A 23036-nucleotide genomic window follows, 5' to 3' on the forward strand; every position below is an offset into this window, starting at 1 on the left:
GCAGCGCAATTCTTTAATAAATCACAGGCATAAAAAAACGCCCGCTTCCGTGAGGAGGCGGGCGTTCTTTTTGAACGCGGAAGCGGAATTAACGCTTCGAGTACTGCGGACGCTTACGCGCTTTACGCAGACCAACTTTCTTACGTTCAACTTCACGGGCGTCGCGAGTAACGAAGCCAGCTTTGCGCAGAGCGCCACGCAGGGTTTCGTCGTAGTCCATCAGAGCGCGAGTGATGCCGTGGCGGATTGCGCCAGCTTGACCACTTACACCACCACCGATCACGGTGACGTAGATGTCGAACTTCTCGACAGTCTCAGTCAGCTCCAGCGGCTGGCGAACTACCATGCGGGCAGTTTCACGGCCGAAGAAGTTTTCCAGCGAACGGTTGTTGATGGAGATGTTACCAGTACCCGGACGCAGGAAAACGCGTGCGGTTGCGGTCTTGCGACGGCCAGTGCCGTAATTTTGAGTCGCCGACATAATGTACTATTCCGTTAAAACTTCAGTTCTTGGGGCTGCTGAGCAGTATGTGGGTGTGCAGCGCCCGCATAGACTTTCAGCTTACGGTACATGTCGCGACCCAGTGGGTTTTTAGGCAGCATGCCTTTAACCGCGGTCTCGATCACGCGCTCAGGGGCTTTAGCGATCAGCTTTTCAAAGTTGATCGACTTGATGCCGCCCGGGAAACCGGAGTGGGAGTAGTACATTTTGTCAGTGGTTTTAGCACCGGTAACACGAATCTGCTCAGCATTGATTACGACGATGTAGTCGCCGGTGTCAACGTGAGGAGTGTACTCAGGCTTGTGCTTGCCACGCAGACGGCTCGCGATTTCGGTGGCCAGACGACCCAGGGTCTGACCAGCAGCGTCGACGACAAACCAGTCGCGCTTTACTGTTTCCGGTTTAGCAGTAAAAGTTTTCATTCTTTATAGCCTCAGGGGCCGCCCTGTAAATTAGACGGCGGATCTTACTGAATAGTGCGTACTTTGACAAGTCAAAGGCAGCCGGATACAGACGCTTTCGGGGGCTCGGGTCGGCGCGTCCGTTCAACGGCAAGATTCTTCGGCGGCGGCGCATCACTTCCACTGCAGAAAGAGGTCGGCAATTATGCAGATTGCGAAAAATATTTCAACCTGCTTTTATGATTGTTTTGCCCAAGGAGCACCTGATGGACTATCGCCAGCTAGGCCGTACCGACCTGAACGTGAGTGCAATCTGCCTCGGCACCATGACCTGGGGCGAGCAAAACACTGAAGCTGAAGCCTTCGCGCAGATAGAAAGGGCCAAGGAAGCCGGGATCAATTTCATCGACACCGCCGAGATGTACCCGGTGCCGCCGAAAGCCGAAACTTACGCCACCACCGAGCGCTACATCGGCAATTATTTCAAAAGTCGCGGCGACCGGGCCGACTGGATCCTCGCCAGCAAGATCGCCGGCCCGGGCAATACCATCGACTACATCCGCGACAAAAACCTGCGCCATAACCGCCAGCACATCACCGCAGCGGTGGACGCCAGCCTCGAGCGCCTGCAGACCGATTACATCGACCTGTATCAATTGCACTGGCCGGAGCGCAGCACCAACTTTTTCGGACAACTGGGCTACAAGCACAAGATCGAAGCGAACCTGACGCCACTCGAAGATACCCTCGAAGCGCTCGACGAACAGGTGAAGGCCGGCAAGATCCGCCACATCGGCCTGTCCAACGAAACCCCGTGGGGCACCATGCGTTTTCTCGCAATGGCCGAAGCCCGTGGCTGGCCGCGCGCGGTATCGATCCAGAACCCGTACAACCTGCTCAACCGCAGTTTTGAAGTGGGCCTGGCAGAAATCGCCATCCGCGAACAATGCGGCCTGCTGGCCTATTCGCCGCTGGCGTTTGGTTTCCTGTCGGGTAAATACGAAGGTGGCGCTCGTCCGCCGAAAGGCCGTCTGAGCCTCTACAGCCGCTTCAGCCGCTATTTCAATGCGCAGTCGGAAGCAGCGTGCAGCCGCTATGTGGCCCTGGCCCGTGAACACGGTCTGGATCCGGCGCAGATGGCCTTGGCTTTTGTGACTCAGCAACCGTTCGTCACCAGCAACATCATTGGTGCGACGACGCTGGAGCAACTGGACAGCAACATTGCCAGCTTCGATCTGAAGCTGTCGGATGAAGTGCTGGAAGTGCTGGAAGGGATTGAGGCGATTCACAAGGATCATCCGAACCCAGCGCCTTGATTGATTCATAGAGCCAATCGCGAGCAGGCTCACTCCTACATTATGGAATGCATTTCCCTGTAGGAGTGAGCCTGCTCGCGATAGCGGTCTGACAGTCACGAGAATTTCAGAGCGACCGCGCAATGATCTCCTTCATGATTTCATTGGTGCCGGCATAGATCCGTTGCACCCGCGCATCCGCCCACGCCCGGGCCACCGGGTATTCCCACATGAAGCCGTAGCCACCATGCAACTGCACGCACTCGTCGAGCACCTTGCATTGCAGATCGGTGCCCCAGTATTTCGCCATCGCTGCCGTCGGCACGTCCAGCTTGCCTTGCAGGTGCAGCTCCAGACACTTATCGACGAACACCCGGCCGATCTGGATTTCAGTCGCCATCTCCGCCAACTTGAAGCGGGTGTTCTGGAAGTCGGCAATGGCTTTGCCGAAGGCCTTGCGATCGCGGGTGTAATCCAGCGTCCACTGCAACGCCGCTTCGGCCGAGGCCAGACCACCGATTGCTACAGTCAAACGCTCCTGCGGCAATTCCTGCATCAGGTAAGCAAACCCTGCCCCAGCCTGCCCCAACAGGTTTTCCTTCGGTACGCGCACATCCTGGAAGAACAATTCAGAGGTGTCCTGCGCCTTCATGCCGACCTTCTCCAGGCGCTTGCCCTTGTCGAAGCCCGGCGTATTCGCTTCCACCAGAAACAGGCTGGTGCCCTTGGCGCCGGCCTTCGGGTCGGTCTTGGCGACGACGATCACCAGGTCCGCGAGAAAGCCGTTGGTGATAAAGGTTTTCGAGCCGTTGATCACATATTCGTCACCGTCCAGCACGGCGGTGGTCTTCACGCCTTGCAGGTCGGAACCGGCACCCGGCTCGGTCATGGCGATGGCCGTGACCATCTCGCCCGAAACCAGTTTCGGCAGGTATTTGTGCTTCAGCGCTTCGCTGCCGTAATGCAGGATGTACGGCGCAACAATGTCCGAATGCAGCGAGAAACCGATGCCGGTCAGGCCCAGTCGCCCGACCTCCTCGATCACCACCGCACTGTAAAGAAAGTCCGCCCCCAACCCGCCGTACTCTTCCGGCAGGTGCGAGCAGAGCATCCCCGCCTCCCCTGCCTTGTTCCACAGTTTGCGGTCGATATAACCTTGTTTCTCCCATTGCGCATGGAACGGCACCGCCTCTTTTTCGAGGAAGGTTCGTACGCTGTCGCGAAACAATTCGTGCTCGGAGCTGAACAAGGTTCTGGGGATCATGCGGCACCTTTCTTTGTTGTTGGAGGGAGATGACCTTCAGAGACTAAGCCTCCCTTCTGACACGGGACACTGGACACATCCGACAAAAAATAAGACGATCCAGCCGTCTGGTGACCACTTTCCCTTATAAAAACAAAACAAAAGTTGAATTATGTCCAAGCAAGTCTCCACGCCCTTGCGGCGCGTCAGCATCCTGGCAATCGACCGGGTTTTCGCCTCCACTCTCATGCAAGCCAAGGATTTCTTCCATCTGGCCAGCCTGCGTTATGGCAAACAACTGGGCCACGGCCTGACACCGGCGTTCGAAACGCGCCTGGTCAGCCCCGACGGCAAACCAGTGAACAGTTTCAGTGACGTCGTGATGCCGGTCGACGGCGGTCTGGAAAACGCCGATGTCATTATCCTCCCGGCGTTCTGGGACGATTTCGATACGCTGTGCAGCCGTTATCCACAAGTCCTGCCGTGGCTGCGCGAACAGCACTCCCGTGGCGCGGTGTTGTGCGGCGAAGCCACCGGGGTGTTCTGGCTGGCTGAGGCCGGCCTGCTCAACGGCAAGGAAGCGACCACCTACTGGCGATTCTTCAATGCCTTCGCCGAGCGTTTTCCCAAGGTCTATCTCAATCAGGACAAACACCTGACCGACGCCGACAATTTGTATTGCGCTGGCGGCACCACCTCAGCCTGCGACCTTTACATCTACTTGATCGAGCGTTTCTGTGGAGCCAACGTCGCGCAAGCCGTAGCCCGCGACATTCTCTACGAAGTGCAGCGCAGCTATGCGCCGGGACGTATCGGTTTCGGTGGGCAGAAACTGCATCAGGACGTAATCATCCTGCAGATCCAGCACTGGCTCGAAGAACACTTCGCCGACAAGTTCCGCTTCGAAGACGTGGCCCGCGAGCATGGCATGAGCATCCGCAATTTCATGCGGCGCTTCCAGACAGCCACCGGTGACAAACCGCTGCATTACTTGCAACGGCTGCGCATCGAGACGGCGAAAGGCTTGCTGTCCGGCAGCCGCAAGAGCATCAAGACCATCAGTTATGAGGTCGGTTACGACGATGCGAGCTTCTTTGCGCGGCTGTTCCGCCAGCACACCGAGCTGTCGCCCAACCAGTATCGGCAGCAGTTTCAGCAGGCTGCATAACCCTCTGCCCACACACAAACCCATGTAGGAGTGAGCCTGCTCGCGATTGCGTCCGTCCATGCAGCATTTATGTGACTGATACACCGCTATCGCGAGCAGGCTCACTGCTACAGGGTATTGCGGTGAATTCTGGACATAAAAAAAGGCCTGCAATTGCAGGCCCTTTTTCTTTGCCGAAAATCAGCTTAAGGCTTGTGCGCCCGCGACAGGAATTCGTGCGATTGCATCTCCAGCAAACGGCTCAGCGTGCGCTGGAATTCGAAATTCAAGCGGCCGCCGGTGTACAGGTCCTTCAGCTCGACTTCAGCCGAAATGATCAACTTCACGTTACGGTCGTAGAACTCGTCGACCATGTTGATGAAGCGGCGGGCGATGTCGTCGGTGGTGACGCTCATCTGCTCGACACCGCTGAGCAGCACGGCGTGGAAGATCTTGCCCAGCTCGATGTAGTCGTTCTGGCTACGCGGGCCGTCGCACAGTTCGCGGAAGTCGAACCAGGCCACGTCATCGCAAGTACGCAGGGCACGGATTTCGCGGTTCTCGATCATCAGCACATCGTTTTCGACCGTGGCAGTGCATTCCGGCGTCAGCGCCTTGAAGCTCTTGCGCAGGCTTTCGTGAGCGGCTTCGTCGAGCGGATAGTGGAACAGCTCGGCTTGTTCGAGGTGACGCAGACGGTAGTCGACGCCGCTGTCGACGTTGACGATCTCGGTGTTCTGCTTGATCAGCGCAATCGCCGGCAAGAAACGCGCGCGTTGCAGACCGTCCTTGTACAAGCCATCCGGAACGATGTTAGAGGTCGCGACCAGGGTCACGCCATTTTTGAACAGCTCTTCCATCAGCGTGCCGAGGATCATCGCGTCGGTGATGTCGGAGACGAAGAATTCATCGAAGCAGATCACCCGCGACTCGGTCGCGAAGCGCTTGGCGATGATGGTCAGCGGGTTTTTTTCGCCGCCGAGGGTTTTCATTTCTTCGTGCACGCGCTTCATGAAGCGGTGGAAGTGGGTGCGGGTCTTTTCCTTGAACGGCAGCGCTTCGAAGAAGGTGTCGACCAGGTAAGTCTTGCCGCGACCTACGCCGCCCCAGAAATACAGGCCCTTGACCGGCGTCTGATCTTTTTTGCCGAACAGTTTGCTCAGCAGACCCGGCTTGTTCTGATCGGCGGCGATCAGATCCTCGTACAGACGCTGCAAGTGACGCACAGCAGTTTCCTGCGCGGCGTCATGGAAGAAGTCCGGGCGTTTCAGATCAGCTTGGTATCGTTCTAGGGGCGTCATAATTCGTTAGCAAGGCAACAAAAACGGGCCGTCACTGTAGCGACGGCCCGTGGGAATGGCAATCGGCCCTTGGTCGGACCGTGCCGCCGATTAGTCCTGAACCGGGGTCAGCGCAACGCGCAGCGCCTCAATGGCCGCGTCCCGCGCAGCAGCGTCGGCGAATGCCGGGCTGTCACCGACGCACTCGCCTTCCAGCCACACGCTGAAGCTCAGGTCTTCGCTGCGTACGTCCAGCGGATGGCCGGATTGCAGTTGCTTGGTCACCTGCCCGGCGGTTTTGCCGTCGGCGAAGTTGCGCGACAACAGCAGTTGCTCGCCATCGGCCGCCAGCAGACGGAAACGGAAGCTGCCGTCGTCTTCGCGGAAACTGACGAAACGCGCGGCTTTCGCGGCTTTCTTCTTGGTGGTCGCGGCAACCTGAACCTGATTGACGAAAGAGCGCAGACCAACGGCTTCGCGCAATTCGTTGAGGAACGGCGTTGCCACGGCACGGGCCTTTTTCGCACCGATCTGCAGGATGTCTTCCAGATCCGCCGGACGCTCGATCAACTGGTGATACTTGTCGCGCGCTTCGCCGAGATCGTTGTCGAGCAGCTGGAACAGACGGCTCTTCGCCTCGCCCCAACCCAGACCGCCCAACAGTTCGCTGCGGAATTCGTCAGACTGCGCTGGCGTGGCGAAGGCCTGGAACAGCGTGAACAGGTGCGAGTTGTCCGGATCCTTGGCTTCGCCTGGCGCTTTGGAGTCGGTGACGATCCGCGAGATCGCATCCTTCATTTCTTTGGCGCTGGAGAACAACGGGATGGTGTTGTCGTAGCTCTTCGACATCTTGCGACCGTCGAGGCCCGGCAACGTCGCCACGCTCTCTTCGATCAGCGCTTCGGGCATGGTGAAGAATTCTTTGCCCTGACCGAACAGGTGGTTGAAGCGCTGGCCGATGTCGCGGGCCATTTCCACGTGCTGGATCTGGTCGCGACCGACCGGCACCTTGTGCGCGTTGAACATCAGGATGTCCGCGGCCATCAGCACCGGGTAGCTGTAGAGGCCCATGGTGATGCCGGCATCCGGGTCTTCACCGGTTTCGACGTTCTTGTCCACCGAGGCCTTGTAAGCGTGCGCACGGTTGAGCAGGCCCTTGGCCGCGACGCAGGTCAGCAGCCAGGTCAGCTCAGGGATTTCCGGGATGTCGGACTGGCGGTAGAAGGTCACACGGTCGACATCGAGGCCACCGGCCAGCCAGGTCGCGGCGATTTCCAGACGCGAGCGCTGGATGCGCAGCGGGTCATCGCATTTGATCAGGGCGTGGTAGTCGGCCAGAAAGTAGAACGAATCGGCATTGCTGTCGCGGCTGGCGAGGATCGCCGGGCGGATAGCGCCAGCGTAGTTGCCCAGGTGCGGCGTGCCGGTGGTGGTGATGCCGGTGAGGATACGGGTACGGTTCGTCATGGGTAATCGCTTGTCAGACTGCAATCAATTCGAGAGACGCGGCAGGATCAGATCCTTGAGATCGGTCAGCTTGCCATGAAAAAAGTGTCCGCATTCTGCCACTTTCAGCAGCTCATGGGGGCGCTGGAGTTTTTCCGACCAGTCGTAAACCAGCTGTGGATCGATGACTTCGTCGGTTTCCGGCTGGATCACGGTGAGTTCGCCGCGCTGCGGCAGTTGATCCTGCTCGCCCAGACGCATTACCGCCGGGGCGACCATGAACAGGTGCTTGAGCTGTACGCCCTGCGCTTCGAGACGACCGCCGAGACTTGCTGCAACAAATCCGCCGAAGGAGAAACCGAACAGGGTCAGCGGCAGATCCGGGTGTTTTTCACGCAGCCATGCAGCGGCAGCCTGAGCATCGTCGACTTCACCGGTGCCCATGTCGTGCGAACCGTCGCTGGCACCGACGCCGCGATAGTTGAAGCGCAAGGTGATCAGGCCCGCATCGCGCGCGGTGCGCTGCAGGGTCGAGACGACCTTGTTGAGCATGGTGCCGCCCTGCACCGGGTTCGGATGACAGATCAGCGCAATGCCGATTGGCTGCTCGTTATCCAGGTACAGAGACTCAAGTTGACCCACCGGGCCGTCAATCACTACAGGGGTTTCACGCATCAGCAAGGAAGGAACTCCGTGACCTCGAATCGGGTCGACTCGTCTAGCAAATTGTCTGTGCCAATCTATTGCGAGTGAATCGCGGTATACAGCGCAGGTTCGAGCCGTTAACGTAAAGCAAAGCCGTTTATAGAGGAAGGACTCGTGGAACACTCGCTCTTAGTTTGGTTGTTACCGACTCTTGCCCTGGTTGTGGGTGTCGCCATTGGATTCCTGATCGCGCGCGTTGCGCCGAACGCCGCGCCGAGCCGTACGCAGCGTCAACTGGATGATATCCAGGAGCGTTTCGACAGTTATCAAAACGAGGTGGTCACCCACTTCAACAGCACCGCGATGCTGGTCAAGAAGCTGACCCAGAGCTATCAGGAAGTGCAGGATCATCTCGCCGAGGGCGCCAATCGTCTGGCCCTGGACGAGCAGACCCGCCAGCGCCTGATCGCTGCCCTGCACGCTGACGCGGCAGTCGCGCCACGTGAACGCCTGACGCCACCGCGCGATCAGGAGCCACCGCGCGACTACGCACCGAAGACCCCGAACTCGCCGGGCATGCTCGATGAGCACTATGGTCTGAAGAAGTAATCAGCCTTCGCTGACAAACAAAAAGCCCCCGGACAGTGATGTGTCCCGGGGGCTTTTTTGTGTCTGATAGTTTTGTGGGGCCTATTTGATCGCCATCGCGAGCAGGCTCACTCCTACATTTTGAAATGCATTCCCCTGTAGGAGTGAGCCTGCTCGCGAAGGGGCCGGCACAGGCCAGACAAAAAAATGCCCGATCACCGGACCGGGCATTTCTTCATTCGGGCAAGCGCTTACGGATACTGCTGAACCGTACCCGGCTGCTGTTGCTGCTGACCACCATACTGCTGACCCGGAATCGCCTTCAGGTTGACTTCAACGCGACGGTTCTGCGCCCGGCCATTCACGTCACCGTTGCTGGCAATCGGGTTATCCGGGCCGGCGCCACGGGCCGACAGATTGGCACCGCTGACACCTTGCGAGGTCAGGTAAGTCGCCACGCTCTGCGCACGACGCTGGGACAGGTCCATGTTGTGCTGGCGGCTGCCCGTGCTGTCGGTATAGCCAACGATCTCGATCTGGTTCTGGCTGAACTCTTTCAACGAACCCGCGAGATTGTTCAGTGGCTGGTAGAAGCTGGAGGCGATGTTCGCCGAATCGGTAGCGAATGTGATGTTGCCCGGCATGATCAGCTTGATCTGATCGCCCTGGCGCTGCACTTCAACGCCAGTGTTGGCCATGCTCGCGCGCAGTTTCTTTTCTTGCTGGTCGGCGTAGTAACCGTAACCGGCAGCGGAAGCACCGACCACAGCGGCGCCGATCAATGCGCCTTTGCCGCGGTTGTCGTGACCGATGGCGGCACCGGCCAGTGCGCCGGCAAGTGCACCGAGGCCGCCGTATTTGGCGGTTTTGCTCATGCCTTGAGAGCCGCTATCAGCCTGGCCCTGATTGTCATACGGGTTAGGCGAGGCGCAGCCGGACAGCAAGGCCACGGCAGTAGCGACAATAATCAAACGACGCTTGGTGAACATGGAGAGCTCCTGGTTTTTCGCATTCTGTGGTGCAGCGGCCACTGGGTAAAATGGACCTGCGCGGGCGTTGGATCATGACAATGCACAAAAATTCCGCCGGGCACTCGTGACAAAATATTCAGGCGCGCACAAACGGGTTTTCGCGCATTTCGTCACCCAGACGCGTGTCCGGCCCATGTCCGGTCACCACTGTCGCATCCTCGTCCAGCGTGTACAGCCGCTGCTTGATCGAGCGCACAATGGTCGCCTGATCGCCGCCCCACAAATCCGTGCGCCCTACGCCGCGACGAAACAACGTATCGCCGGCTATCAACAGCTTAGCCTCGGAAAACCAAAAGCTCATGGAACCGGGTGTATGTCCCGGCGTATGCAGGGCCACGCCGCAACCGCAGGCCAGTTCTTCATCGTCGCTCAACCAGCGATCCGGTGATGGCACCGGGGTATAGGGCACGCCGAACATCTGGCATTGCATTTCGAGGTTATCCCAGAGGAACTGGTCTTCCTTGTGCAAATGCAGGGTCGCGCCGGTCTTCTCTTTCATCTGCCCGGAAGCGAGGAAGTGATCGAGATGCGCGTGGGTGTGGATGATGCTGACGACTTTCAGGCCATGCGCATCGAGGCGCGCCATGATCAGATCGGGGTTGCCGCCGGGATCGACGACGATGGCTTTCTTGGTGACCGGATCGCCGATGATCGTGCAATTGCACTGGAGCGGGCCGACGGGGAAGGTTTCGCGGATCAGCGCTGAGCCTGGAACGGTCATAGGAGGTAATCCTGGAAAAATAGTCAACAACGGCCGGAACCGGAAAAACCGCAATTTTACCGTCGCTAGATCATTAACCCCAGCTCTTTGGCCCGCGCCACTGCCTGTGTGCGCCGCTCAACCCCCAGCTTGCTGTTGATATGGCTGGCGTGGGTTTTCACGGTGTGCAGGGAAATGAACAATTGCTCGCTGATCTGCTGATTCGAACAGCCTTGAGCAATCAGGCGCAGGACGGCCAGTTCTCGACTGCTGAGTTGTTCGGCCACCGAACCCTCAGCGACGGGACGCGCAGCGGGAAGAGGCAGGTGTTCCAGCAATTGCTGACTGACGGCTGTCGAAGCGATCGCGACCAATTGCCCGCGCAACCAGTCGCCATGCTCCTTCACCAGCAGATCGAATGGCTGCGCCACGCCGCCGGTTGCCGCCTCCAGCGCCTGACTCAGTGCTTTTCTGGCCTCCGGCTCACGCCCCCCCACCAGCAGCAACGCCACTTTCTGCGTCAGTGCCATGACACTGAGCAACTGCCGGCCGGTTTGCTGGCCGTTTTCATGCAACACATTCAACCGCCCTTCGGCGAGCATCGGTTGCCCCTGAATCATGTCCAGCAACGCCTGTTGCAGCTCCACATGCAGCGGCAGTTGTGGATGAAATTCCGGTGGTGCGGCGGCGCGTTCTCCCGTGTACGTCTGTCCCAACCGCGCGAGCCACGCTTCTGCCAGATCAGTACGGCCCTGGGCCAGCCACAGCTCGCATTTGACCAGCGTGATCATCGCCAGATAATAGATCGGCGGCACATCCCAGATGTGCATCAGGCGTTCGGCTTCGGCGAGCTCGGCAAAGGCCTTGGCGAACTCGCCACTGCTGCCATCCAGTCGAGCGATCACGCAGTGGCCGATCAACACGCTGATATCGCGACAGGCGCGTGCCTCGCCGATTCCGGCCAACAACCGCACGCGTGCCACCTGAGGCTGCAAGCGCATCGCCAACAGAAAACCCTCATACAACGTCAGCCGTGCGCGCACCGCGTACAGACGTTGCGGCGACAAGCCGCGCAAGCGCTCCAGGCCCTGATGCACTTCATCGAGTGCGCGCAGAATTTCACCACGCGATTGCAAGACCCGTGCACGGTCGTAATGGGCCAAAGCTTCGAACAGCGGATTGCCGACCCGTTGCGCCAGTTCAAGGGATTCACGGTTAAGACCGCGTGCACGCCACAGATCGCCGTCGGCGATGGCCAGATTGGACAGGGTCGATAAACACATCAGCCGTTGGCCATAGCGTTTGGCCGGCAGGCTTTCCAGAGCTTCGCTGCAATATCTGATCGTCAGCTCACGATGGCCGCGACCACGGGCAATGATCCCGCTCAATGCCAGCCATTGCGCCAGCATCGACTTTTGCGCCGTGGCAGAAGGTGCCGGCAGGAACCGGCTCAGGTGACTGGACAACTCTTCGGCGGCATCGAGCTGACAGGCCAGCCCCAGTGCCCAACTGTATAGAACGATCAGCCGCGGCGTGCTGATCAGCAGGCTGTCGGGCAAATCCATTTTCCAGCGCAGCAGCATGCCGACGTTCTGCTCGGCCAGCAGTTGTTCTTCGGAAAGGTTTTGCACCAGATTTGCCGCCACATCGAGGTGGCCTGCGCGTAACGCCTGTTCTACCGCCTCGTCGAGCAAGCCTTGGGCGTTGAACCAGCGACAGGCGCGAAGGTGCAGCGTCGCGGTCGGCACCATGGCTTGAGCAATCGGTCGGTTGCGCAGCAGATCCGAGAACAAATGGTGATAGCGATACCAGTGCCCGTGCTCGTCCAGCGGCACCAGAAAGACCTGATGCGCCAGTAGAAAACGCAGGATCTCGGCGCTGTCATGAGCTTCGCGCACGGCATCGCACAGCTCACTGCAGAAGCGCTCCTGTGGCGCCGTGTCGTAGAGAAAGGCTTGCACTTCGGCTGGCAGACAGTCGATGACTTCTTCCAGCAGATAATCGCGGATCAGCCCTTCCCCGCCGTTCAGCGCTTGTGGCAGCGCCGCATCACTGCCCGCTTCGGAGACCGCCAGCAACCAGAAACGCAAACCGGCGACCCAGCCTTCACTGCGCTGGATAAGACTCTCGAGGGCTTCTCCGCGCAGTGAGCTGCTGTGGCGATCGAGCAAGGTCAGGGCTTCGTCGTGGGTCAGGCGCAGATCCGCCTCATGCAGTTCCAGCAACTGCCGGGACAGACGCAAGCGTGCCAGATGCCAGTCCGGACGCTGGCGGCTGGTGACCATCACCAGCAAGCCATCAGGCAGATGGTTGAGGAAAAATTGCAGGCAGCGATCGAGCACCGGGCCTTGGGCGAGATGATAATCGTCGAGCACCAGCAGCAATGGTGCAGCGGAATCGAGGTGCAGGGTCAGTTCATCGAGCAAGCCGTCGAGCCATTCTTCGAAGGCAAATGGCTGATGGCGTTGGCGCATTTTCAGCAGGCCGAGTGCGCGACTGCCCAGTTGCGGAAAGTAGTCCTGCAAGCCTTCAAGCAAACGTTCAAGAAAGCGTCCGGGGTCGCTGTCGCGCGGGCTCAGGCCCAGCCAGAGGCTTTGCCAGTGCGTCGGCAGACTCTGACAGAACTCCACCGCCAGCGAGCTCTTGCCGAACCCGGCGGGGGCGCTGACCAGCAACAGTCGGCCACCGAGCCCGGCCTGCAGGCGCTCGCAAAGGCGTGGTCGCAAGACGTAACCGTCGGGCAACGGAGGGCGAAAAAAACGCCCGTCCAGTGCCGCGACGGCAACGCTTGCGGGACCCGGAAGTGGGGACAGATCAGTCATGGCCGGCTCTTGTTCGAATTGCTGTTGGCGGCGTTGCAGATGTCCGCAGACTAGCCTTAAACGTACCGGGAATGAAGGTTGCTGCTACAAATGGCTACAAAAGTCTTTCCAGAATGCGCCATCCCCCCCCATTTCGACCTGTAGGAGTTGCCGAAGGCTGCGATCTTTTGATCTGCTTTGGCTCCTGCTTTTGATCTGGCTTTTGATTTTCGCCCCCATCGGCAGGCCGAGCGAAGGTGTTCATCCGGGGCAGGCGCGCAGCGCCGTGCGGCGTAGCCGCATACATCGAGAGGAGGTGCAGCGAAGCAAACCGTAGGCGATGCCCCCGGATGAACACCGTAGCGAGGGAACACTGAGCCTAAGCGAAGTGCCGTACGCCGGGGGACAAGCCTTTTGGTTCCTTTTTGCTGGGCCGGCACTCCGGCGTTTGAAAAAGGGACTCGCTGTAAGAGCGAAACCGCCAGAGGCCCCAGCCACAGCAACGGATATGCCCCCAAAACCCACGGTCCAAACAAAAGATCAAAAGATCGCAGCCTTCGGCAGCTCCTACAAAAGCGGTTCGAAGGCGCGGAGGCCGCGCAAAAAAAACGCCCCGAACCAGTCGGGGCGTTTTCACGAGGATGCGGCCTCGGTTTTACAGCGGTTTAGCGAACACCATCCTGACGCAATGCGGCCGGGGTGAAGTCGCTGGTGGTGGCAGTGAAGCCGAAGTCATACGCACTCTTCTCTTCGTTCTTCATGCCCAGTGCCAGATAGCGGCCGGACTGCAGGTCGTAAAGGGTTTCCAGGGCATACCACGGCACTTGCTTGTCGTAGTAGTTCTCGGCGTGTGCTTCAGCAACGCGCCACAGTTGACCACGACCGTCATAGTGGTCGATCACTGCTGCCTGCCAGGTGTCTTCGTCGATGTAGAAGTCACGCTTGGCGTAGATGTGACGCTGACCTTCCTTCAGGGTTGCTACCACATGCCAGACGCGGCGCAGCTCGTAACGCGCCAGGTCCTGGTTGATGTGACCGGCCTTGATGATGTCGGCGTACTTCAGTTTCGGATCGTCGAGCTTGTAGCTGTCGGAGGCGATGTACATCTCTTTCTTGCCTTCGAGCTTCCAGTCGTAGCGATCCGGCGCACCGTTGAACATGTCGAGGTTGTCGGAGGTACGCAGACCGTCGGCGGCAGTACCCGGACCGTCATAGGACACTTGTGGTGCACGGCGCACACGGCGCTGACCGGCGTTGTAGACCCACGCCGAACGTGGCTCCTTCACCTGATCGAGGGTTTCGTGCACCAGCAGCACACCACCGGCCAGACGCGCCGGCGCGGTCACTTTCTGCTTGAAGTAGAACAGGATGTTGCCCGGGTTTTTCGGGTCGTAGTCCTTCATCTTGTCGCGGAACACGAACTGATCCTGGAAGTACACCAGGCTGTACGAGCCGTTCGGTTGCGGCGTGGCCTGAGTTACCAGACGAGTCACGCTGCCGCCGCGATAGCGGGTGATGTGGTTCCAGATGACTTCCACACCGCTTTTCGGAATCGGGAACGGTACGGCGGTATCGAAGTTCTCCAGACCGTTGCCGCCGGACACCAGGTTGGTGGTGGTGGCGTTTTTCTTGATGGCGGCGAATACGTCATCCGGCACGGTCGCGCCGCGGTGTGACGGGTACACCGGCATCTTGAAGGTCTCCGGGTAACGCTTGAACATCGCGTATTGACCCGGCGCCAGCTTGTCCTTGTACTTGTCGACATCCTTGGCAGTGATGGTGAACAGCGGTTGTTCACTGGCGTAAGGGTTGGACAGGAAACCACGCGCATCGACCGTGCCGGCGTTTTTCGCCAGCGGCTTCCACGCCGGGATCGAATTGTCGGCATTGCCGGCCATTTCCGCGCCCATCGGCGTCAGGCTCTTGCCCAGTTTATCGGCTTCGGCAGCAGGCACCGCGGCCATGACGCCGGTCGCCAGCAGCGACAGACCCAGAACACCGGCGTGGAACAGACTCTTTGTTATTTTCATAAATTCGTTCGTCCTGAATGCAGTGCTTAGAAGTTCACGCCGAAGCTGAGCGCAACGAAGTCGCGGTCATCCACAGTGGTGTACTTGCCGTCAAAGAAGTTGGTGTAAGCCAGGCTCGCGGTGTAGGTGTTCTGGTATTCGGCATCAACACCCAGGCTGACCGCTTTGCGACCTTCCTCGAAGTTGCCGCCAGGGCCTGGCGAGTAACCGCTGACGTCGTGCGACCAGGCCACGTTCGGCTTGAGGTTCACACCGGCAAAGACGTCGTTGTATTCCCAGATGGCGCGACCACGGTAGCCCCACGACATCGAGGTGGTGAAGCCGTCGTTATCGCAATTGCGGCTGCGGTTGTTCTGCGGCGAACCCGGACCGGCCCCGTTGATGGTGCTGGCGTTGAGAATGTTGGCGCAGGTGTCGGTTGTGCCAGTGGCTGGCAATTCACCCGGGCCATACACCGGATCGCGGCCATAACGCTTGTCGGAACGGCTTTCCAGCCCGCCGACGTAGGTCGCGCCGACTTCACCGACGAGGGTCAGACGGCTGGCGCCCATGACCTGATCGAAGAAGTGCGTGAACGTCGTCTGGATCTGGGTGATTTCCTTGCGCTCGTAGCCATGCAGGTCCTGACCCGGCACACCATTGAGTATCGATGCGTTGGTCAGTGCACCGCCGATCGGACGCACACCGGCGAACAGAATGTCGGTGGAGTTCAGTTGTACCGGCGCGTTTGGACGGTAGCTGATCTCACCGCTCCACGCCGTACCGGTAGGCAGAGTGGTGGAGAAGCTCAGACCGTAGAGGCGAATGTCTTCTGGATATTCGATGAAGTAGTTCGAGTTGCCCGCGACCAGCAGTGGTGCAAGTGCCGCAAACGGCCCCGGCAGAGCGCGCGCGGTGTTGTAGACCGATTGCGGAGCACCGGTGGCGCTGAAGATCGGCGCACGGCTGTGGTAGTTCATGAAGTAGGCGCCGAACTCGGTGTCGAGCGGCTCGTACATGTACTTGAAGGACGCGCCCCACTGACCGCTGTCGCGGGCATCGCGGTCAGGACCACGGCGCACCAGAACGCCTTCTTCGTTGACGTTGACACCGTTGGCCGCCAATGGCCCCAAAGCGATGGCCGGGATTTGCGAACGCTTGTTCAGCACGCGCAGGTTGTCGTTGCAACCGTCGGCCACGATGTCCGGCTGCGAGAAGAACGTGCCGCAGTTGTCGACGACGGTCTGGTCCCATTCCAGCTGATAGAACGCTTCGGCCGAGAGGTTTTCGGTCAAGCTCTGGGACACGTAGAACATGTTGACCGGGATCAGGCCTTCCTTGATCTCGGCGCCCGGACGACGGAACGCGGAAACGTCGATCGGGTTGATCGAGTTGATGCCGCCGCCGATGAAGGTACTTTCACCCCAGCTCACCACCTGCTTGCCCAGGCGCACGGAACCCGGCTGATCGGCGATCGCGTAGTTGTGGTAGACGAAGGCGTCGAGGATCTGCCCGCCGGACGACTTGGCGCCCTCTTTGCGACCCGAGTCGCTGATGTCCTTGAACTCGCGGCTTTCATCCTTGAGTTCGAAGTCGTACCAGTATTTGCCACGGACGAACACACCGGTGTCGCCGTATTTCAGTTCAAGGTCATGGATGCCCTTGAAGATCTTCGAAAAGGTTTCACCGCTCTTGAAGTTGGCGTGACCGTCATCGGACGTCTGCGACAGGCCGTGGCCGCCGTTGTTGACGCCAATGAGGTTCTTGTTCGGGCTCTGAGTAGACCAACTGGCACCGATCGACAGGGACGAATCGAACTGGCCTTCGATTTCACCGACGTTGAAACTGACGCCGAATGCGGGCCCGGCGAGCGAAGAGGCAAGACTGACTGCCAGAGGCAGTTTCGCCCGGCGCCAGAACTGGTTTACTGAGGTCATCGACGCTACTCCATGTGCATTATTGTTATGGCAGTGAGTACTTTTAAAAACGTCCGAAGGACCGGGTGCCAGAGACAGCCCGACGTCACTCCAAAGATGCATCGCCCCGATTTGTGCGTGTGCCCCGTTCTTAAAAATCCTTGAGCGGACTATAGCCAGCAGGTGGTACTGCTTGATCCCTCTAAAGTGTGATTTGCAGCTGCCGGCCACTCTGGAACAGTCCTTTCGCCAGTCCGACGCATGTCGGCACGGCAAGGATGGCCTAATTTTTCGATTTCACAAGCCAAGCGCTTGCTTGGTGGGTCTGGCGCGCCGTTTTCGGCGCGCCAGCAGACACTCAAAGTGTCGAGAGGAAGGTGCTGTTGTTGGCCTGCCATTCGGTGATGTCGAGGCGGATGCGCTTCTTGTCGAGCTTGCCGACACTGGTCTTGGGAATTTCGGTAACAAGGGCGATCTGACTCGGAATCGCCCACTTGCTCAGGTGGCCCAATTCCACGAACGGCTTGAGGTGTTCCTTGAGCTCGCGCGCCCCGATCACGTGCCCTTCGCGGATCACCAGCAAGGCAAACGGACGCTCGCCCCACTGCGGATCGGCGATGCCCACCACTGCTACTTCGCGTACCGCGACGTGACGGCTGATCAGGTCTTCGAGGTCCAGCGAGGAGATCCACTCGCCGCCGGTCTTGATCACATCCTTGATGCGGTCGCGGATGTCGATCACGCCCATGCTGTCGAGCGTGGCGACATCGCCGGTATGCAACCAGCCACCGGCCCAGAGCTCGGCGCCCTTCTGCGGCTCGTTGAAATAGCCCTCGGTGAGCCATGGCGCACGCAGCACCAATTCGCCTTGGGTCTCGCCATCGGCCGGGAGAAAGTTACCCTCGCCGTCGACAATCGCCGCTTCCACCAGCGGCCCCGGTACACCGGCCTTGATCCGGTAAGTGGTGCGTTCGTCTTCGGTGCCGGCCATCAACTCGTCATTGAGGTGCGCACAGGACACCAGCGGACCCGTTTCCGACATGCCATACGCGGCAGTCAGCTGAATGCCCCGCGCCTTGGCGGTTTCGTAAAGCGTGCGATTGAGCGCACTGCCGCCAATGACGATTTTCCAGCCGCCGAAATCGGTGCCTTGTGCGCCCTTGGCGTTAAGCAGCATTTGCAGAATGGTTGGCACGCAGTGGGAGAAGGTGACCTTCTCTTTGCGCCACAACTCCACGAGAAACTCAGGATCGTAGCGCCCCGGATAAACCTGCTTAAGGCCAAGCATGGTTGCCACGTACGGCAAACCCCAGGCGTGAACGTGGAACATCGGGGTGATCGGCATGTACACGTCGTTGGTGCCGAGCAGGCGCACGCTGTCGATCGAACCCATGATCGTCGACACGCCCATGGTGTGCAGCACCAGTTGCCGATGGGTGAAGTACACACCCTTAGGGTTACCGGTAGTGCCAGTGGTGTAGAACGTGGTGGCGACCGAATTTTCGTCGAAGTCCTGGAAGTCGTACTGCACACTGGCGGCGGCCAGCAGTTGCTCATACTCGCCGACCAGATTCGGCAGATCGGCGGTCTTTTCCGGCAGATCGGTCAGCAGCAGGGTTTTCTCGACCGTGGTCAGGTGTGGCGCGATCGCTTGATACAACCCGACGAACTCGCTGTTGACCAGCACAAAGCGGTCCTCGGCGTGGTTCATGGTGTAGAGGATCTGCTCCGGCGACAGGCGCACGTTGATCGTGTGGATCACCGCGCCAATCATCGGAATCGCAAACATGCATTCCAGGTAACGGTGGCTGTCCCAGTCCATCACCGCCACGGTGTCACCGGCCTTCACACCGGCCGCCGTCAGCACGTTGGCCAACCGCGCCACGCGCTCGATCAGGGTCGGGTAGCTGTAGCGAATCTGGTCGCGGTAAATGATCTCGCGGGTTTTCTCGTAGCGGGCGCCGGACATCAGCAGCCGCTTGATCAGCAATGGATACTGGTAGGCCCCATCGGCCGGGGGAATGACGCGAGTCTGCAACATAAGAATCCCTTTTCTGACTGCACGGTGTTGGCGTAGAGATTGGTACTCTAGAACCCTTATACGCCAGCCAAATCAGCCAAAGGAATGATTTGCAAAGCCGTACAAATGCTAGCTTTGCGCCAGCATTTGCCGGTTTTCGTCATCGATCAGGCGGTTTGTCCTACTGCCTCCTCGGAAGGCGTGCGTGGGAAAACCACCGCAGCGAGGAAGGTCAACGCGCCGAAACCCGCAAGAATCAAGTACAGGCCTACAAAACCATGGCGCGGTTCGACATAGGAAATCAGCGGAATCGCCGTCGCACTGGCACCGAACGATAAACAGTAACGCAGGGCGAACACCCGTGATTGCCACTGTGGGGCGACGAAGTTGGCAACCATCGCATCGTTCACTGTTACCTGCCCGAACACCACGAACATGAACGCCGCACCGAGGGCGATCACCGCCCAGCCGTCGGCATAGGCCAGCGCAAACAGCAGCGGTGCCTGGCACAGCGTCAGGACAATGAACGGCCATTTCAGGCTGAGCCGATGCAGCACTCGACCGATGCTCAACTGCGCAACCGCACCAAAGGCATAGGCCAGACTGACCACCACGCCGAGGGTTTGCGGCGAGGCGAACAGTTCATGCAAACGTTCCTGAAACAACTTCGGATAGGTCATGGTGGTGGCGTTGAACACCACGCCGCCGGTGGCCGTGGCCAACGCCAGCACGCCGAACACCATCATCATCGAGATACGCTGGCCGGCGGCGCCTTTGAGTGGTGTGTGCGCACGCTTCGGAATCGGTTCCTCACGCACCTGCAAGGCGAAGCCAAAACCCAGCACAATCGCCACCGCCCCCGGTAACAGGAACGCTGAGCGCCAGCCGAACTGCGCCACCAGCAAACCGGTGATCAGCGCCGAAAACGCCACGCCAAGATTGCCCCACATGCCGTTGATGCCGATTTCACGGCCACGGTTTTGCGCGTAGGCCACCAGCATCGCCGTGCCCACCGGGTGATAGATCGCAGCGAAAATACCGATCAGGGTCAGGCCGATCACCAGCATCGTCGGACTGTTACTCAGGCCGGTAAAGATCGCCGAGACGCCGATGCCGAAGAAAAACACCAGCATCATCTGCCGCCGACTCCAGTGATCGCCGAGCCAACCAGCGGGCAGCGAACAGGCGCCGAAGGCAATGAAGCCGCCCAGCGACAGGCCGATCAGCGCGGCGTAATCGAGACCGAACGCTTGAGTCATGCCGAGCACGGCGGCGGGAAAAATAAGCATGAACATGTGATCGATCACATGGGCGGCGTTGATGTAGCGGATGACATTACGGGATTGATTCATGGCGGCACGCTTTACGTTGTTGTGTGGCGCTTATGCTAAGTTGGCCGTAAAGCGCATTCCTGCCAAGCAACTCATCAAATCAGACATGTTAATCAGCCACTTCGAACACGGCCCGGTGAGCGCCTACCCCCGGGATTATCTGGATGGCGCGCACCAGCCGCTGCACCTGCATCGCGAGGCGCAACTGCTGTATGCCGTCAGCGGGATCATGCGTGTGGTCACGCAATCGGGTGCGTGGGTGATTCCGCCGAGTCGCGCGGTATGGATTCCACCCGAGGTGGCGCACGAGATTTTCATGAGCGGCGATGTGCAGATGCGCTCGCTGTTCATCGCGCCAGAATTGTCACCCGCCAGCCTGCATCAGTGCTGCGTATTGGCCGTGACGCCGCTGCTGCGCGAGCTGATCCTGCGAGCCGTGCAAGGGGCGCCGCATGCCGACAATCCGCTGATTCAGCAACTGATGCTGGAGGAACTTGCCAGCCTGGAAAACCTGCCACTGCACATTCCGATGCCCACTGACCGGCGCCTGCAAAACATCTGTCTGGCAATGCTGCACACCCCCGATCATGCCAATACGCTGGAAGACTGGGCGCAGCAGGTCGGCGCCAGCTCACGCACGTTGGCACGGCTGTTTCAGCAACAAGTGCAGATGAGTTTCAACGCCTGGCGCCAGCAACTGCGCCTGATGGAAGCCCTGCCGCGCCTGCTCGCCGGGGACAGCGTGCAGCGTGTGGCGCAGGATTTGGGTTACGGCAGCGCGCGGGCGTTCAGCGCGATGTTTCGTCGTTTGCTTGGGGAAAATCCCCGCGAATATCTGAATACCCTGAGCAAGCTCAGCGAGCTTGTGTAAGACCCTGTGGGAGCGAGCCTGCTCGCGAAAGCGGTCTTTCAGCCACCAATAATGTCGACTGACCCAACGCCTTCGCGAGCAGGCTCGCTCCCACAGGTTCAAGTCGCGGTTCTGAGATCAATGCATCTCGGTAAACGCGATTTTCACGCCGAGAGCGATCAGCACCGCACCCATGGTGCGGTCGAACCAGTGACCCATGCGGGCGAAACCGGCACGTACACGTTGCTGACTGAACAGCATTGCCACCAGACAGAACCAAAACGCAGTCGCGACCGCCAGATAAACCCCGTAACCGGCCTGCACCGCCAGTGGCGTGTGCGGATTGATCACCACGGTGAACAGTGACAGGAAGAACAGCGTGGCTTTCGGATTCAGACCATTGGTCACGAAGCCTGAGGTGAACGCGCCGCGAGCGGTGCGAACGCCCGCCTCTTTGTGCAGATCATCGGCCACGACTTTCGCCGGTTGCGCGCGCAGCGCCTTGAAGCCGATGTACAGCAAGTAAGCGGCTGCGGCCCATTTCAAGGCGTTGAACAGCACGATCGACTGCGACACGATCAGGCCGATCCCCAGCAACGAATAACCAACGTGGAGGAAAATCGCCGTGCCCACGCCCAGCGCGGTCCAGGTGCCGGCGCGGCGACCGTGGGTCACGCTCTCGCGCACCACAACGGCAAAGTCCGGGCCGGGGCTGGCGACGGCCAACAAGTGGATCAGTGCAACGGTCAAGAACTCGGTCCAGTACATGGGGGCTCCTTTCGGCCAAGCGTATCAATTTGTTTCATCTGGTAGGCTCGGCAGATTACGCCCAACGCTCACAGCACAAAAGGTACAGTTGATGACGAACACGCGCCGCGCGGTATTCCTTGATCACCCTTCGCTGGATCTCGGCGACCTCGACCTCAGTCCGTTGCGCGAGTGTTTCAGCGATCTGCAGCTGTTCGCCCAAACGTTGCCCGGACAAGTCGCCGAACGCCTGCAAGGTGCCACAGTGGCGATCAGCAACAAGATCCTGATCGACGCCGCCGCGATGGCCGCCAACCCCGATCTGAAACTGATTCTGATCACTGCCACCGGCACCAACAACGTTGACCTCGCCGCCGCCCGCGCGCAGGGCATCACCGTGTGCAACTGCCAGGGTTATGGCACGCCGTCGGTGGCGCAGCACACGATCATGTTGCTGCTCAACCTCGCCACGCGTCTGGCCGATTATCAGAAAGCCGTCGGCGAAGGTCGCTGGCAGCAGGCGAAACAATTCTGCCTGCTCGACTATCCGATCGTTGAGCTGGAAGGCAAAACCCTCGGTTTGCTCGGTCATGGCGAACTCGGTGGCGCCGTGGCGCGATTGGCCGAAGCGTTTGGCATGCGCGTGTTGCTCGGGCAGATTCCCGGGCGCCCTGCTCGCCCGGATCGCCTGCCGCTGGATGAACTGCTGCCACAAATCGACGCCCTCACCCTGCACTGCCCGCTCAACGAACACACTCGCCACTTCATCGGCGCCCGCGAACTGGCCTCGATGAAACCCGGCTCCTTCGTGGTCAACACCGCACGCGGCGGCCTGATCGACGAACAGGCACTGGCCGACGCTCTGCGCGCCGGGCATCTGGGCGGCGCGGCCACTGATGTGTTGAGCGTCGAGCCGCCGACCCAAGGCAATCCGTTGCTCGCGGCGGACATCCCACGCCTGATCGTTACGCCACACAACGCCTGGGGTAGTCGCGAAGCACGGCAACGCATCGTCGGCCAATTGACCGAAAACGCTCAAGCGTTCTTCAGCGGTAAGGCGCTGCGGGTCGTCAGTTGATAAACT

General features: G+C 59.6%; 19 protein-coding genes. 5 read left to right on the top strand and 14 right to left on the bottom strand.

What is annotated here, in order from left to right; genetic code table 11:
* Window positions 1–88: 88 nt before the first annotated feature.
* The gene (gene rpsI / locus VY732_RS24505; RefSeq protein WP_008080273.1) at window positions 89–481 is read right to left on the bottom strand and encodes a 30S ribosomal protein S9; all 393 of its coding nucleotides are present in this window, start codon (window positions 479–481) and stop codon (window positions 89–91) included.
* A 14-nt stretch (window positions 482–495) separates the two neighbouring features.
* The gene (gene rplM / locus VY732_RS24510) at window positions 496–924 is read right to left on the bottom strand and encodes a 50S ribosomal protein L13 (RefSeq protein ID WP_007917032.1); all 429 of its coding nucleotides are present in this window, start codon (window positions 922–924) and stop codon (window positions 496–498) included.
* Window positions 925–1169: 245 nt separating this feature from the next.
* On the opposite strand from rplM, the gene VY732_RS24515 reads away from it, so the two are divergent.
* Complete coding sequence (locus VY732_RS24515) at window positions 1170–2219, top strand: NADP(H)-dependent aldo-keto reductase (protein WP_331692063.1); 1050 nt, start codon at window positions 1170–1172, stop codon at window positions 2217–2219.
* Window positions 2220–2325: 106 nt separating this feature from the next.
* Here VY732_RS24515 and VY732_RS24520 read toward each other — a convergent pair whose 3' ends face one another.
* Window positions 2326–3462, bottom strand: a complete 1137-nt coding sequence (locus VY732_RS24520; RefSeq protein ID WP_007917034.1) for an acyl-CoA dehydrogenase family protein — start codon at window positions 3460–3462, stop codon at window positions 2326–2328.
* A 250-nt stretch (window positions 3463–3712) separates the two neighbouring features.
* Between VY732_RS24520 and VY732_RS24525 the strand changes: the two genes are divergently transcribed.
* A complete protein-coding gene (locus VY732_RS24525; RefSeq protein ID WP_171057287.1) occupies window positions 3713–4609 on the top strand; it encodes a GlxA family transcriptional regulator in 897 nt (298 codons plus the stop codon).
* Window positions 4610–4794: 185 nt separating this feature from the next.
* Here VY732_RS24525 and zapE read toward each other — a convergent pair whose 3' ends face one another.
* The 3 genes from zapE to VY732_RS24540 form a co-directional block, all read right to left on the bottom strand.
* Window positions 4795–5889 carry a cell division protein ZapE gene (zapE, locus tag VY732_RS24530; RefSeq protein ID WP_331692066.1) on the bottom strand — a complete coding sequence of 365 codons (1095 nt, stop codon included), beginning with the start codon at window positions 5887–5889 and terminating at the stop codon, window positions 4795–4797.
* Window positions 5890–5979: 90 nt separating this feature from the next.
* Window positions 5980–7335: a tryptophan--tRNA ligase gene (locus VY732_RS24535; protein WP_331692068.1), complete on the bottom strand. Its 1356-nt coding sequence runs from the start codon at window positions 7333–7335 to the stop codon at window positions 5980–5982.
* A gap of 24 nt (window positions 7336–7359) precedes the next feature.
* Window positions 7360–7989, bottom strand: coding sequence for an alpha/beta hydrolase (locus VY732_RS24540; RefSeq protein WP_331695893.1), 630 nt, complete (start codon window positions 7987–7989; stop codon window positions 7360–7362).
* A gap of 144 nt (window positions 7990–8133) precedes the next feature.
* Between VY732_RS24540 and VY732_RS24545 the strand changes: the two genes are divergently transcribed.
* A complete protein-coding gene (locus tag VY732_RS24545; protein WP_007917055.1) occupies window positions 8134–8568 on the top strand; it encodes a YhcB family protein in 435 nt (144 codons plus the stop codon).
* Between the two features lie 230 nt (window positions 8569–8798).
* Here the strand turns inward: VY732_RS24545 and VY732_RS24550 are convergent, their stop codons facing one another.
* The 7 genes from VY732_RS24550 to VY732_RS24580 all read right to left on the bottom strand — a co-directional run bounded on the left by VY732_RS24550 (window position 8799) and on the right by VY732_RS24580 (window position 20376).
* A complete protein-coding gene (locus VY732_RS24550) occupies window positions 8799–9536 on the bottom strand; it encodes an OmpA family protein (RefSeq protein WP_077574486.1) in 738 nt (245 codons plus the stop codon).
* A gap of 118 nt (window positions 9537–9654) precedes the next feature.
* Entirely contained in the window at window positions 9655–10299 is a 645-nt protein-coding gene (locus VY732_RS24555; protein ID WP_123595758.1) for an MBL fold metallo-hydrolase, read from the bottom strand.
* Between the two features lie 65 nt (window positions 10300–10364).
* Window positions 10365–13100 (bottom strand): LuxR C-terminal-related transcriptional regulator, encoded by a 2736-nt coding sequence (locus VY732_RS24560; RefSeq protein ID WP_331692072.1) that lies wholly within the window; start codon window positions 13098–13100, stop codon window positions 10365–10367.
* 644 nt (window positions 13101–13744) lie between these two features.
* Window positions 13745–15109 carry a DUF1329 domain-containing protein gene (locus tag VY732_RS24565; protein WP_077574489.1) on the bottom strand — a complete coding sequence of 455 codons (1365 nt, stop codon included), beginning with the start codon at window positions 15107–15109 and terminating at the stop codon, window positions 13745–13747.
* A gap of 26 nt (window positions 15110–15135) precedes the next feature.
* Window positions 15136–17025 carry a DUF1302 domain-containing protein gene (locus tag VY732_RS24570; protein WP_123595764.1) on the bottom strand — a complete coding sequence of 630 codons (1890 nt, stop codon included), beginning with the start codon at window positions 17023–17025 and terminating at the stop codon, window positions 15136–15138.
* A 337-nt stretch (window positions 17026–17362) separates the two neighbouring features.
* Entirely contained in the window at window positions 17363–19045 is a 1683-nt protein-coding gene (locus VY732_RS24575; protein ID WP_077574491.1) for a fatty acid--CoA ligase, read from the bottom strand.
* Between the two features lie 146 nt (window positions 19046–19191).
* Window positions 19192–20376 (bottom strand): MFS transporter, encoded by a 1185-nt coding sequence (locus VY732_RS24580; RefSeq protein ID WP_137219527.1) that lies wholly within the window; start codon window positions 20374–20376, stop codon window positions 19192–19194.
* An 85-nt stretch (window positions 20377–20461) separates the two neighbouring features.
* Here VY732_RS24580 and VY732_RS24585 point away from each other — a divergent pair, with 85 nt between their 5' ends.
* Window positions 20462–21226 carry an AraC family transcriptional regulator gene (locus VY732_RS24585; RefSeq protein ID WP_331692075.1) on the top strand — a complete coding sequence of 255 codons (765 nt, stop codon included), beginning with the start codon at window positions 20462–20464 and terminating at the stop codon, window positions 21224–21226.
* Between the two features lie 117 nt (window positions 21227–21343).
* Here VY732_RS24585 and VY732_RS24590 read toward each other — a convergent pair whose 3' ends face one another.
* Window positions 21344–21973, bottom strand: a complete 630-nt coding sequence (locus VY732_RS24590; protein ID WP_007967726.1) for a LysE family translocator — start codon at window positions 21971–21973, stop codon at window positions 21344–21346.
* A gap of 91 nt (window positions 21974–22064) precedes the next feature.
* Between VY732_RS24590 and VY732_RS24595 the strand changes: the two genes are divergently transcribed.
* Window positions 22065–23030, top strand: a complete 966-nt coding sequence (locus VY732_RS24595; RefSeq protein WP_331692078.1) for a 2-hydroxyacid dehydrogenase — start codon at window positions 22065–22067, stop codon at window positions 23028–23030.
* Window positions 23031–23036: the final 6 nt, after the last annotated feature.

The sequence above is a fragment of the Pseudomonas sp. ZY71 genome, from assembly GCF_036542145.1.
Lineage (GTDB): Bacteria > Pseudomonadota > Gammaproteobacteria > Pseudomonadales > Pseudomonadaceae > Aquipseudomonas > Aquipseudomonas koreensis_A.